This is a genomic window from Sporosarcina sp. SAFN-010 (genome assembly GCF_059415065.1).
Genome location: NZ_JBPFDS010000004.1, coordinates 182732 through 196357 on the forward strand (window position 1 = coordinate 182732; position 13626 = coordinate 196357).

Here is a 13626-nt window from a genome sequence, read left to right on the forward strand (position 1 = left end):
TTTCGCAATCTAAGTACTTAATCATTCCATTAATTTAAGTCACTGTCAACCTGCATTTTTTCTTTCTCTTTCTTCTCTTCCTGCATTTTTGCCTGGAACCGTTTAGACTCCATTACAATGACACCAGACAAGCCAAGAAGACCAATTAGGTTCGGTATAGCCATTAGACCGTTCAGAACATCTGCAAGCGTCCAGACCACGTCTAGAGTAGCTGTTGCTCCAACGAAGATGAAGAGTACGAATACGATGCGATAAGTGAATACAGCTTTCGGATTCGGGAATAAGTATTGGAAACACTTCTCACCATAATAACTCCATCCTAGAATGGTTGAGGATGCAAAGAAGATAAGACCAATCGTAACAATCATCGGTCCAGCTCCACCTAGGAAGTAACCGAATGCTTCACCAGTCAATGCACCTTTGTCGATGCCTTTGTTCCATTGACCTGACATGACAATAGTTACGCCAGTAATCGAACAGATAATCAATGTATCAAATAGAACTTGCGTCATGGAAATAAGTGCCTGACGTCCAGGCATATCTGTTTTTGCTGCTGCTGCTGCAATTGGCGCGGAACCGAGACCAGCTTCGTTTGAGAAAAGTCCACGTGCAACCCCAAAACGAATGACCGTACCAATTGCTCCACCTGCGATGGCTTGACCAGAAAATGCATCGCTGAAAATTAAGCCAAATGCAGCCGGTACCAAATCAAAGTTTAAGATAATAATAATTGCTCCTGCAATGAAATAGAAAAGAGCCATAATCGGTACAAAGAATGCTGTAACTTTACCGATTGACTTAATACCGCCTAAAATTACAAGGGCTCCAAAAATGACGAGCGCAATTCCTGTAACCCAGAATGGTACGTTAAACGCATTATTCATAGCATCTGCAATGGCTTTGGATTGAGTTCCATTACCAATTCCGAATGCTGCAAATGCCCCAAAGATGGCGAACATAACGCCCAGCCACTTTTGTTTCAGACCATGCTCTAAGTAATACATCGGTCCACCGGCCATTTGTCCATTGGCGTCTTTTACACGGTATTTAACCGCTAGGACTGCTTCCCCATATTTCGTCGCCATTCCGAATAGACCGGCAACCCACATCCAAAAGATTGCTCCTGGTCCACCAGTTGCTACAGCACTGGCAACCCCTACGATGTTCCCAACACCGACAGTTGCTGCCATAGCGGTCATAAGCGCTTGGAATTGAGAGATGTCACCGTCTGCTTTTTTGTCATGATTTCTAGAGAACACTTGTTTTAAAGAATACGGTAATAATCGAAACTGAATGAATGTGAGTCGGAACGTTAAGAATATCCCTGTTCCAACAAGTAAAATTAGTAGTGGTGGCCCCCAAATGATATCGCTTAATTTACCTAGAAATGCCTGTACTTGTTCCATCCCAATTCCCCCCTTGTTGTTTGACCAACTATATGTCTATAAATACGAAGAAAGAAGTCCGCACCCCCTTTGTAGAAAGAAAATTCAAACTAATATAACTAGTTACTGTTATTAAGTACTAATATTGCGAAACTTCAGTGCATCCGTCAAGTACTTTTTTAAAGATACGGACTGATTTGTTTGTTTTTTACTTCGTGGGGTATAATACGGTAAGCAATTAAGTAATCTATTTGGAGGTATTTTATATGGGGAATAGTAAACTTGGTAAATTTATCTTGTTAGGTGCTTTACTTGGTGGGGCAGCTGCTCTGCTCGATCGTTCGACACGTAATTCTGTAATGGGAACTTCGAAAAAAGCGGCAAATGAAATTTCGTTCTATGCCAAGAATCCGGAAACTTTGAAACAAAAATTGGTTGATCAGAAAGACAAATTTCAAGCTGCCTTTGAACAGTTATCTGGAGATGTGTCTTATATTAAGGAGCAAGTAGAAGAACTTAAGGCATTGACGCCGCAAGTGAAAGAATTGGTAACAGATACTAAGGAAACATTTGTGGATTCAAAAGAAGAGTACGAAACCATAATGAAGGATTCACCATCTGCCACCTCGTAAACCGCGAAGCGAAAAGGAGGGATACGCGTTGAAAGAAAATAAAAAAAACCAGTTGTCCGATGGGCCGCCTTCACTCAAAAAGGCCCATCAGGACAAACCGTACATAAACGAACTCTCGCACCGATCCAATGATGACGGAAACAAATTTTCGGATTCTAAAATAGGCGGCTTTGTATCAGATATACAAGAAGGAGACCTACATACATTTGATGTAACAACAAAAGATGGGTTTTTGAAAGAATTGATTTTGCGCATTAAAACCGTCGATGTATCCGGGCTTGGTGCTGAACTCTCTTATTTTTTCTTATTTTCAATGTTTCCTTTGCTTATTTTCCTTTTCACGTTGTTGCCGTATTTAAATCTTGACCAGGCGCAAGTCATTCTGTTCATAAGGGATTATGCACCGGCAGAAGTGGCAACCATGATTAGCGATATTCTAGAGCAAGTGCTGGCTAACAAAAATGGTGGCTTGTTGTCCATTGGTATTTTAGCAACACTTTGGTCTGCTTCCAAAGGGATGAATGCATTAACGAAAGCGCTAAATCGCTCATACTTTAAAGAAGACTCACGCTCGTTTGTTGTCCAACGTGGAATGTCCATTGTCTTTACTGTAATGCTTGTACTTGTAGTGGTGGTAGCTCTTGGTTTACCAGTATTTGGAGAGCAAATCGGTTCAGTCATCTTTTCTTATTTAGGATTTGAAGATGGATTCAATACATTGTGGAATCAGTTGCGATTCATACTACCACCTATTCTGATTGCAGTCGTGTTCACACTCATCTATTGGTTAGTACCAGATGTGAAACTTCCATTTAAAACAGCACTTCCGGGAGCTTTGTTTGCAACGATAGGTTGGATTATTACTACTCTCGGATTCTCATTTTATGTTTCCAATTTCGGAAGCTATGCGAATACGTATGGTAGCATAGGAACCATCATAATTCTTATGCTATGGCTCTACTTCTCAGCTATCATTCTCATGATTGGCGGGCAAATCAATGCAGTCATGAAAGAACGGGCAGAACGAATAAGAGAATTAAAAAGCAATGCCACGGTATAAGCCGTAGCATTGCTCAGACTGTAGACAAACTCCATAAATCATGGGGGTTGCCTACAGTCTTTTTTCTTTTACAATAGGATTAACTATGAAAAGTTGCTTTTCGCTGCGAGCGGACGCTTTCCGAGGGGCTTGCTCTCAGCCAATCAAACAACGAAGAGTTCGATTGGCCGTATTTTAGCGCACTTTGCTGAAATTAAGGCAGCACTCATCTCCCTCGCTTTGCTCAGTCCAGGGTCTTCGAAAACACGTGCTCCTAACGCTTCGCTTTTACTCGCAAAAGCTGTTCTTCGTCACAGCTTTCGCTGATCCCTCCGGAGTCGCCGCTCTCCGCTACAATCAACAGGATCTCCCAACTATCAGATGGGGTAAAGGAAATGGTGATGAAGAATCAAATCATAGAACGGGAACAGATGAAGATGATAACAATCTAACAGTTAGTTCCGCAAGACCATCGGGTCCGTAAATTAGAGGCAGCAATTGATTTTTCCTTCATTTATCAATTGGTTGCAGATTTATATTCACTACTCGGGAGACCGTGCATAGATTCAGTTGTTTTCCATAAGATGTAATTTATTTAATACCCTAAATCTTCTTAGGGTTGTCTATCGCATACCATGCTTCTCCTTGGCCTCCGCAAAACACGTTCAACGGTCTCTTTGCATTTTCATAGACTTCTTTGATTTCATATCGGTGTCTCATGTCTTCTGCTACATCTAGTTATTCTTGCCAGCTGGATATGGAGCACTCCGATTGCATCCTTTGCTTAAATGATGTGAATGTCTCATGAGACATTCAGTTGATTGGAGTGCAGGACGGCGACTCCTGGGGATTAGCGCAGCGCGAAGACCCCGCAGAAGCGAAGCGACGAGGAGGCTGAGGGCAAGCCCCCGGAAAGCGACCGTCCGGAACGGAGATTAACGGCCTGTCATCCTTCATTTCCAGAGTCAACGATGCCAAACAGAGAAAAGGGATGGAAATCAAATTGATTCCCATCCCTTTTGTCTACAGTCTGAAGCAATGCCTCAGCTTATACCGTAGCATTGCTTTTACTTTGTTGTATTGAGCATTCGTAATCCATTTAGAATGACAAGAATCGTACTTCCTTCATGACCGAGTACACCAAGTGGCAAATCCACGACTTGCATGAAGTTGGAAATGATGAGCATTGCGATGACGAGAATAGAGAAGAATACATTCTGCTTTACAATACGCTGCATTTTTCTCGAAAGTTTGATCGTGTAAAGGAGTTTAGTTAAGTCATTCTTCATAAGAACGACATCTGCTGTTTCCAATGCGACGTCTGTTCCTTCACCCATCGAAATACCGCTTGTTGCTGTAGCGAGTGCTGGTGCATCATTAATGCCGTCTCCAACCATTCCAACTGCACCATATTGACCCATCAATTCTTTAACTTTCTGAACTTTCATATCTGGAAGACATTCCGCAGTGTAAGAATCAATGCCGGCTTGGGAAGCAATAGCTTTTGCGGTTTTTTCGTTGTCTCCTGTCAACATAATGGTTTTCAATCCAGCTTTTTTGAGTTCTTGAATAGCTTCTATCGCCTCTGGGCGGAGAACGTCTTGTAGCGCAGCCGCTGCTAGAATGCCTTTTTGGTCTTTAATGAATAGAACTGTCTTACCTTCATCAGCTAGAGCGAAAGCAGATCCACTTTGAAATGTTTTAGCTTCTTCAATTCCAACAAACCGCGGGCTTCCAACGATTACTTCTCCTTCAGGTGGAAAAGCTCGCAAGCCATTGCCTGGAACTTCTTCAATGTCAAAGTCGCGTCGCATCGAGATATCTTTAGTGAGTGCGTATGCTGTAACTGCTGTCGCTAGAGGATGATTCGAACGAGACTCGATACCTGCTAAAAGTGACAGCGCGTCTTCAACAGAAGTACCTTCACGTACGATGAAATCCGTTACAACGGGTTTACCTGTCGTTAGCGTTCCCGTTTTGTCAAACACAATAGCGCGTAGTGAGCTTAAATGCTCGAGGTGAACGCCGCCTTTAAATAAGACACCGCGTTTCGCACCATTAGAGACAGCTGCGAGTGTCGCAGGCATAATCGAAGCGACGAGCGCACAGGGAGATGCGACGACGAGAAGAACGATAGCTCGATAGAAAGTTGTTGTCCAATCCCAACCAAATATGAAGTGCGGCAAGAACAGCATAAGTGCAACTGTTACAAGAACAACTTTGACGTAACTCCCTTCGAACCGTTCGATAAATTGCTGGGAAGGAGATTTTTCACTTTGTGCATTTTGCACCATTGTAATAATCTTTTGGAACAACGATTCACTACTTGGTTTTGTTAATTCCATTTCGATAACGCCACTAATATTTACTGTACCTGCAAATAATTCATCACCGAGTCGCTTATCTGCAGGAACTGATTCACCGTTTATAGCTGACATATCGACAGATGTACTACCTTTTTGCACAACACCATCTACAGGAATTCGTTCACCGGGCTTAACGAGCAATCTAGCACCAACTGCTAGGGAAGACGTTGGCACACTCACTTCAGTACCATCTTCCTGGATGAGCCAAGCTTCTTCAGGTTGTAATTCCATGAGTGAAGATATTTCTTTATGGCTTTTATTCAACGTATACGTTTCAAGCGCACCACTCAACGCAAAGATGAAAATTAGAATAGCGCCTTCAGCCCAATAACCAATGATTGCAGAACCAACCGCTGCGAGTACCATTAACATTTCTACGTTGAGTTCTTTGTTTTTTATTGTTTCTTCGATTCCTTCTTTTGCTTTGGCATAACCGCCGATCAAAAAGGCAGTTACATATAGTCCTATCGAAAAAAGTTCAGCTCCATTTTTCCCGCTTAACCAAGCTGCCAAAATGAGTATTCCTGAAAGAATAGCCAAACCTAGTTCAATATGTTCTTTCCAATCCACTGACTTTTGAAGCTCTGTATTTGCATGCGTTGTCATAATACCCCTCCTAATTGAGAATGAATTTCACTTTCATTTACCTTTTGAAAGTAGGAAAGTCGGATTCCATAAGGGAAATCCGACTTAAATGATATCTGTTACTACTTTATAATTACTATTAATAGTAGTATAGCATAGTTGAGAAAAAAGTGTTACAGTGTGTTTCGTTTTTAGGAAATGATGAATTTTTGCATACAAAAAAGCAGAGGCACTGAAAACCTCTGCTACAGATCTAGTTATCGATTCAAAAATGTTATTTCATCTTGCCCATACGGACTTCTAAATCGTCAACGAGACTAATGAGACGATCGATTTCTTCAAGGTCAGCTGTTTCGGGCTCAATTGTATCGAGCGTTTCCAAAAACTGATTGAGTCGAACTTTTAGATCATCAACTTGGTTAGATGGTGAGTTTTGCATAAGGAACACCTCTTTCTATACACCTATTTTAACGGAAATAGTTGGTCAGTACAATTAGTTGAAAAGAAAATCAATTTTAACTATTCACAATTAATCGTTAATGTGTTATGATACTTATAATCAAAAAAAGGAGGGCAGCTGAACAAGTTCTGATAACAGAAGGAGGGGATTCGAAGACGTCTGGAAACGGAAATTCTATTGGCGAATTCGCAGTAAATCTATGATCAAATTACTTATAACATAAAGCCCGGCTCTCTTTGGATAACAAGAGGCCGGGTCTTTTAATGTTCAAAAAATCAGTTCACCAGTTCATATGTTTTTCTTACATCTATGCAATTCGCGACTGATTGGTACATTGAACAGTTCTTATCTGTTAGCTCGAGAATTTTTGGCATCTTCTCATCAGTCAGACCATCTGCCTTCACTTTAATATGGAAGTGGATTTTTTCAAGGCGACTAGCATCATCCTGTGATCGAATTACTTCTTTCACTTCGATGTCAATCGATTGGGCAGGCATTCTTTTCTTCTCTAAGATTTTGCGCATCACTCCACCTGTACACGCAGCGATGGAAGAAATCATTAACTGATAGGGACGAAATCCTTTTTCCTCATTTGAAGAGATTTCAAGCTTGCCGAATTCTGTTTCAGTTTCGAAACCGTGATCTGTCATTTGGAATTTCATTAATATTCCCTCCTTTATATGCTATCATTATATAGGTTTTTGCTGAATAAGGGGTGTTTAACGAATGGCAATCACAAGAAGTCGACAACAGCATCGTTTTTGGGTGCTCGTCATTATCGTTTCTATTTCTGGTTTTTCACAAGGGATGTTGCTCCCGCTAATATCTGCAATTTTTGAGCAAGACGGTATTCCAGGAACTTTAAACGGGTTAAATGCGACAGGTCTATACATAGGAACACTTTTGGTTTCCCCATTCATGGAGGCACCACTACGTAAATTCGGATATAAGCCTGTCATTATATCAGGCGGTTTGATCGTAATCATTTCGTTGCTCTCATTCCCATTATGGAAAAGTGTAATCTTTTGGTTTATGCTCCGTTTATTTATAGGAATTGGTGATCATGCGTTGCACTTTGCAACTCAAACCTGGATAACGAGTACAGTTCCACCAGAAAATCTGGGAAGAAGTATTTCTATTTATGGATTATCAGTAGGTGTTGGATTTGCGATTGGTCCTATGTTTGTGCCACTTGTTTCTATATATGAAGGCTTACCCTTCATTGTTTCCGCACTACTTACATTGTGTGCTTGGGGGCTCGTTTTCACGTTAAAGAATGACTTACCAGAAGTGATGGCGAGTTCCGCATCTGCAGGTCATTTTGGAAAGCGTGTGAAAGCAACAGTGATTGTTGCCTGGATTGCGCTACTTGGACCCTTTGCATACGGTTTTTTAGAGTCATCTTTAAACGCAATGTTTCCAGTATATGCATTGCGTAATGGGCTCTCTTTAAGTATGGTCTCAATCATTATTCCTGCTTTTGCGTTCGGAGGAATCATTTCTCAAGTTCCTCTTGGCATATTGTCCGACAAAATAGGGCGCCGTCCAGTCCTACTCATCGGATTAGGGGGCGGCATGTTGGCGTTCACAGGTGCAGCATTCCTGAGTACCTCCGCAATCGCAATAATGATTATGTTTTTTGTTGGGGGCATATTTTCTGGCTCGCTCTTTTCCCTTGGCGTTGCGTACATGTCTGATCTTACACCGAAGCACCTATTACCAACCGGGAACTTACTGTGTGGAATATTCTTCAGTTTCGGCAGTTTAACTGGACCTATACTTGGAGGGTACGTGCTAGAGGTTTCACAGCACCACTATTTATACTTATTTGGCTTGTTAATGGGAACATTGTTTTTATTAACATTAGCAGGGAAAAAACGAGTGAAGCAAGAAATTTTATGAACTTGAAACATACTCATGGTTACAAGCAACAAAAAACAGAGGCTTAAGAAAAAGTCTCTGTTTTTATATGGAAGCGCTCACTGAACGCTTCCTAATTGAATATCTTCATATTCCATGACAAGGTCGTCCAGTGATCCAAACGTATAACCTTGTTTCTTAGCATCTCTTATAAAGTCTGGCAGTGCTTGTGAGTTATCAGAAGAAACGGTGTGCATGAGGATCACAGCGCCAGGATGCAACTGATTCATCAGTTCGTTGTAGGCGAAATCGCGACCTTTTGGCTTGTCTGCATACCAGTCTATAAAGGCAACTGACCAAAAAATATGACGATAGCCAAGTGAATTTCCGACAGCTAGCACTTGTTCGTTAAAAATACCTTCGGGCGGTCTTGCGTAAACCGTACGTTTAATACCAGTCGTCTCCTCAAGCAATTTGTCAAATCGCTTCCACTCGTCTTCCATCTTTTCAGGGCTAAGTTTCGCCATATTAGGATGATCATAGGAGTGGTTTCCTATTCCATGCCCATCTTTAACCATTCGTTTTACAAGTGGTGCTGCGCTTTTCAAATAATGACCAGTTAGAAAAAAAGTCGCGGGTGCTTGTTCTTTTTCTAGCGTATCCAAAATACTTTCCGTTTCTCCATTTTCATAGCCGTTATCAAACGTTAAGTAGACAACCTTTTCATCAGGTTTGCCTTTATATATCGCGCCGTACTCATTTAACATCGACTCAAGCGCTGATCCAGCATTAGGAGGTTCACCATTCATTGCTTTCTTAAATCCCCAGTGAAATTCATCTGCATGAGCTGAAAACGGGTTGAAAGCGAGACCGACGACTATCACAAATGCTGCCATTAAGATACCAGGTCCATGTTGTTCCATCATTTCGAGCACACTCCTTTTTTCATAGCGTGTGTCGAAGAGAGGGTTCTATACATTGTCTACATAAGAATGTTTTCAAGTGCGGGACGAATCGCAGGATACTTGAAAGTAAACTCGCTTTCAATAAGTTTTTCAGGCAACACATGTTGTCCTTCCAAGACTAATTTGCTTTTTTTCCCTAATGCGAGTTTCATTGCGATACTCGGAACTGGTAGCCAATGAGGCCGATGCATGACAGCCCCGATTGTTTTTCCTAAATCGGACATTCGTACTGGTGCTGGTGCCGTTACGTTAACAGGACCTTCTAGTGAAGGAACGGCAATTGCATAGTAAATTGCCCTCGTCACATCTTCAATATGAACCCATGATATCCACTGTTGCCCTGATCCGATGGGGCCGCCTGCAAACAATTTGTAAGGAAGTGAAATGAGAGGCAGGGCACCGCCGCCTTTACCGAATACAGTTCCGAATCGTGTATAAACGACACGTGTCCCGTATTGTTTCATCCTAGAGGCTTTTTGTTCCCAATCATGCACGGTTTTTCCGAGGAAATCATGAGCGATATCTGGTGAGTTGTCTGTGTACACATGGGATTCGGAAGTAGGATAAATACCGACAGCGCTGGCGTTTACGAATACGGAAGGTTTCCAATTTTGGGTCTCTAAAATACGGAGCAGCTCATCTGTTGCTTCCATACGACTCTCATAGATTTTCTTTTGGTGTTCTTCAGACCAGCTGCCATCATTGATGGAAACACCTGCTAAGTTTACGATCGCATCTGGAGGTGTTAGTTCTTGTTCAGGTTTTGAATTTTTATGTAGCCATTGGACAAAGTGAACTCCATTTTCTTCTTTTGACTCACTTCTTGATAAGACTGTTAGAGTATGACCTTTCGATTTAAGTAAATCGATAAGTTTGGAACCGATGAATCCGGTCCCTCCAGTAACTAATATGTTCATGAAATAAACTCCTTTCAATAATGATAAACGAATCAGCTGACCGACCTAATAAGAACAGGTATACTATTAGTAGCGGGGGGTGATAGACGTGCCTGTAATCACAAAAATCACACAACAAAAACGGGACAAAGAACGATACAATATATTTTTGGATGAAGTTTATGAGTTTAGTGTGCATGAATCGAATCTCGTCAAGTTTGGGTTAACAAAAGGGATGCAACTCGATAACTGGGATAAAGAAAATCTCGTCTATGAAGAAGAAATTCAGCGTGCTTTTAATCGAGCACTACATTTCCTAGGTTTTCGAATGAGAAGTGAATACGAAGTGAAACAAAAGCTATTGCAAGCAGAGTTTGGTGAAGCTGTTATTAGAGAAGCTATTGTTAAATTGAAACGGTTAGGCTTTCTCGATGATCAGGCTTTTTCTGAAGCACTTCTCCATACACAAAAAAACACATCTGGGAAGGGACCGAATGCTATCAAACAGGAAATGAAGGAAAAGGGAATTGATCCATCAATTCAGGATGCCGTATTGGAAGAATACGACCCACAAGAACAGTTAGCAACTGCCACAAAATTAGCAGAAAAAGCTGCACGTAAACATTCATCCATTGCCCCAGCTCAGCTGAAACAACGGATTCAAAATGCCCTTCTGCGAAAAGGCTACTCGTTTGACATCATTAAAGAAGCACTTAATGCTGTTGAATTTGAACCTGATGAAGACGAATGGGCTGCGATAACAGAAACCACTGGTGAAAAAGCATGGCGCCGGGTCAGCATAAAGTATAAGGGGTATGACCGAAAAAGACGGGTGAAACAAGCAATGTACCAAAAAGGTATTCCGTTCGATCGAATCGATGCTTTCATTGAAAAAAAGGAGCTTGAAGAAGATGCAGAATGAAAAAAAGTATAGCCAAATGACTGAACAAGAGTTGAGAACTGAAATCGCGCGCCTTATGGAGAAAGCAAGAAAAGCTGAACAACTAGGGATATTGAATGAATACGCAGTTTATCAGCGTAAAGCGTTAATGGCTCAATCATACTTAATCGATCCCGCTACAATCGTACCTGGAGAAATTTATAAAATCCAAGGAGACGAAGGATACTTCTTTAAAGTTGATTACTTAAAAGGCCGTTTTGCTTGGGGATATCGCATGGGCGGTGAGCAAGCTGAAGAAGCGCTTCCGCTCGCCATGCTCACATCCGTCAAGTCGGGGAAATAATCTACAGACATTAAGACTCTTCTAGGAAATTCAATTTCTTTCGCAATTTATCTTCCGAGAAGATCCACCCTGTATAAGAGTTAACAACGTTGAAGTCTTCGTCAACATGTGCAACTGCGACAAAGGGATAGAACGTCTTACTTCGGTAACGCAAGTCGATTAAGCGAACTTCAGTTAATACATCAACTTGCGAGATTTCCCAACGATAAATAGGTGAAAATGATACGAATGCTGCTATATTTCGATCTGTCATCGCAGCTTGTACATACAGTGAGTCAGGCAATGGTTTACGCTCAAATCGGTCGTATATATTTACTGAACGACCGTATGCACGCCCGACATAATGATCTGTTTTGGTTGATGCAGCAATCCGCCATTGGAAGAATCGCATAGTCGGAGCAATGTAAATGTCCGTTGCATCCGGAATTGTATTGAATACTGCCCGCTTTACAGCAGCATGTACTGCAAATCGCAATAAATAATAGATGAAGACTACACCATACAATATACTCATTGTTGGAACAGGTGGGGCTCCAATTACCCAAGCTGCAATTGCGATAGCGTGTAAGGCGAAAATAATCGGGTCGAACGTATTAATGACACTTAACGCGACCCATTTTTGTGAAAAAGGTCGAAGTGCTTGAGTACCGTAGGAATTAAAGATATCAACAAATACATGGATGAATACAGCGAGAAATGTCCAAGCCCATAAGTGAATGAAATTAGCTTCTGGCACAAAAAACGATAACATAATTGAAATAACGATTGGCCATAATAGAACAGCCGGAATGGAGTGTGTAATTCCTCTATGATTCCGTATATAAACAGCATTATTACGCAGTTTTAAAACGGTGTCTAAATCTGGTGCAAGCGAACCAAGCACTATGCCTGCAAAAACAGGACCCATTGTTGCTGAGTGTGAGGCAACGATTGGGTCTGCCATTGCAAGCCCACTAATGGCGATACCCATTGCAATATGTGTTCCCGTGTCCACTCCATCACTCCTTTACTTTGGCGTTTCCGCTGAAATGAATTCAACAGTTCTCTTAATTATATACCCAAATTTGAATAACCTAAAAGTATTAGATGTAATAAGGAGCTTGCCCATGAAAATTTCACAAAAAGAAGAGTTTAACGAGGCTCTTCTATCTTGGTACCATCAAGAAAAAAGGGATCTACCTTGGAGAAGAACGTCCAATCCCTACTATATATGGGTTTCAGAAGTGATGTTACAGCAGACGCGAGTCGACACCGTCATTCCATATTATGAACGGTTCATTGCATCATTTCCTACAATGGAATCTCTAGCGGAAGCTGAAGAAGAGCATGTCCTTAAACATTGGGAAGGATTAGGGTACTATTCGCGTGTCCGAAATTTACAAGCTGGCGTCAAAGAAGTCGTGGAAAATTATGATAGTAAAATTCCGCAAAACAGAGCTGAAATTTTGAATTTGAGAGGAATTGGTCCATACACTGCAGGGGCTGTTTTAAGCATAGCGTATGGGGTTCCAGAACACGCAGTTGATGGAAATGTAATGCGTGTATTTTCAAGACTTTTTCTGATTGAAGAAGATATCGCCATACCTAAATCGAAAAAGGTGTTTGAACAACGAGTGATGGAAATAATAGATGAAACAGACCCATCATCTTTCAATCAGGCGATTATGGAACTTGGTGCAACAATTTGTACGCCGAATCCACGGTGCTTACTATGTCCAGTGAGAGATTTTTGTTCTGCCTTTGAAGAAGGGAAGCAAGAAAAACTTCCAATTAAAACGAAAAAATTGAAAAAGAAAGTCATGACGATCCATTCCTTTGCAATTTCTGAACCAGGTGGTAAGTGGTTATTAAGAAAGAGACAGACGGACGGACTTCTAGGAGACTTTTGGGAGTTTCCTCAAATTGAATACATTCCTACAATGGAACCTATAGATGCGCTGAAGAACGATACAGGACTTCTTATCGAGCAAGGTGAGGTGTACGCTCATTTCAAACATATTTTCTCCCACGTTACATGGAATGTTGAGGGATATCATGCAACGCTGCACGATCAATCCCCCATTCCCGAGGGATACCGTTTTTTCACTGAAGAAGAATTGGAACTAATCCCTCAATCGAAACCGATGAGCAAGTTGCTTGAGCAACTGAATAAATAATTCTTGTGAGTAGGATAATTTCTAGAGGGCTGGATATG

At 41.4% G+C, this 13626-nt stretch carries 13 protein-coding genes and 1 pseudogene; 7 read left to right on the forward strand and 7 right to left on the reverse strand.

From position 1 onward, the window contains the following. Positions 1-29 precede the first annotated feature (29 nt). On the reverse strand, positions 30-1406 hold the full coding sequence (locus ACR65F_RS07310) for an alanine/glycine:cation symporter family protein (protein ID WP_440503850.1): 1377 nt from the start codon (positions 1404-1406) through the stop codon (positions 30-32). Positions 1407-1651: 245 nt separating this feature from the next. Here ACR65F_RS07310 and ACR65F_RS07315 point away from each other — a divergent pair, with 245 nt between their 5' ends. From ACR65F_RS07315 to ACR65F_RS07325, 3 genes and pseudogenes are all read left to right on the forward strand, one after another. Beyond that, positions 1652-2017, forward strand: coding sequence for a hypothetical protein (locus ACR65F_RS07315; protein WP_052245844.1), 366 nt, complete (start codon positions 1652-1654; stop codon positions 2015-2017). 28 nt (positions 2018-2045) lie between these two features. After that, entirely contained in the window at positions 2046-3077 is a 1032-nt protein-coding gene (locus tag ACR65F_RS07320; protein WP_231567250.1) for a YihY/virulence factor BrkB family protein, read from the forward strand. 374 nt (positions 3078-3451) lie between these two features. After that, positions 3452-3643, forward strand: a pseudogene (locus tag ACR65F_RS07325) (transposase); the annotation flags it as partial. Between the two features lie 480 nt (positions 3644-4123). Here ACR65F_RS07325 and ACR65F_RS07330 read toward each other — a convergent pair. The 3 genes from ACR65F_RS07330 to ACR65F_RS07340 all read right to left on the reverse strand — a co-directional run bounded on the left by ACR65F_RS07330 (position 4124) and on the right by ACR65F_RS07340 (position 7129). After that, a complete protein-coding gene (locus ACR65F_RS07330) occupies positions 4124-6028 on the reverse strand; it encodes a heavy metal translocating P-type ATPase (protein ID WP_440503852.1) in 1905 nt (634 codons plus the stop codon). 253 nt (positions 6029-6281) lie between these two features. Next, entirely contained in the window at positions 6282-6446 is a 165-nt protein-coding gene (locus ACR65F_RS07335; protein WP_172643555.1) for an SE1561 family protein, read from the reverse strand. 296 nt (positions 6447-6742) lie between these two features. Next, positions 6743-7129, reverse strand: a complete 387-nt coding sequence (locus ACR65F_RS07340) for an OsmC family protein (RefSeq protein ID WP_039042808.1) — start codon at positions 7127-7129, stop codon at positions 6743-6745. Between the two features lie 64 nt (positions 7130-7193). Here ACR65F_RS07340 and ACR65F_RS07345 point away from each other — a divergent pair, with 64 nt between their 5' ends. Further along, positions 7194-8369, forward strand: a complete 1176-nt coding sequence (locus tag ACR65F_RS07345; RefSeq protein WP_440503853.1) for an MFS transporter — start codon at positions 7194-7196, stop codon at positions 8367-8369. Between the two features lie 77 nt (positions 8370-8446). On the opposite strand, the gene ACR65F_RS07350 is transcribed toward ACR65F_RS07345, so the two are convergent. Continuing rightward, positions 8447-9253, reverse strand: coding sequence for a polysaccharide deacetylase family protein (locus ACR65F_RS07350; protein ID WP_197054094.1), 807 nt, complete (start codon positions 9251-9253; stop codon positions 8447-8449). Positions 9254-9309: 56 nt separating this feature from the next. Further along, positions 9310-10209 carry a TIGR01777 family oxidoreductase gene (locus ACR65F_RS07355; RefSeq protein WP_440503854.1) on the reverse strand — a complete coding sequence of 300 codons (900 nt, stop codon included), beginning with the start codon at positions 10207-10209 and terminating at the stop codon, positions 9310-9312. 88 nt (positions 10210-10297) lie between these two features. Here ACR65F_RS07355 and recX point away from each other — a divergent pair, with 88 nt between their 5' ends. After that, positions 10298-11110 carry a recombination regulator RecX gene (recX, locus tag ACR65F_RS07360; protein WP_440503855.1) on the forward strand — a complete coding sequence of 271 codons (813 nt, stop codon included), beginning with the start codon at positions 10298-10300 and terminating at the stop codon, positions 11108-11110. Continuing rightward, entirely contained in the window at positions 11100-11432 is a 333-nt protein-coding gene (locus ACR65F_RS07365) for a YfhH family protein (protein WP_440503856.1), read from the forward strand. Before recX ends, ACR65F_RS07365 begins: the two co-directional genes overlap by 11 nt. Before the next feature lie 10 nt (positions 11433-11442). On the opposite strand, the gene ACR65F_RS07370 is transcribed toward ACR65F_RS07365, so the two are convergent. Then, complete coding sequence (locus ACR65F_RS07370; RefSeq protein WP_039042812.1) at positions 11443-12426, reverse strand: metal-dependent hydrolase; 984 nt, start codon at positions 12424-12426, stop codon at positions 11443-11445. Between the two features lie 112 nt (positions 12427-12538). Between ACR65F_RS07370 and mutY the strand changes: the two genes are divergently transcribed. Beyond that, positions 12539-13588: an A/G-specific adenine glycosylase gene (gene mutY, locus ACR65F_RS07375; RefSeq protein WP_440503858.1), complete on the forward strand. Its 1050-nt coding sequence runs from the start codon at positions 12539-12541 to the stop codon at positions 13586-13588. Positions 13589-13626 lie beyond the last annotated feature (38 nt).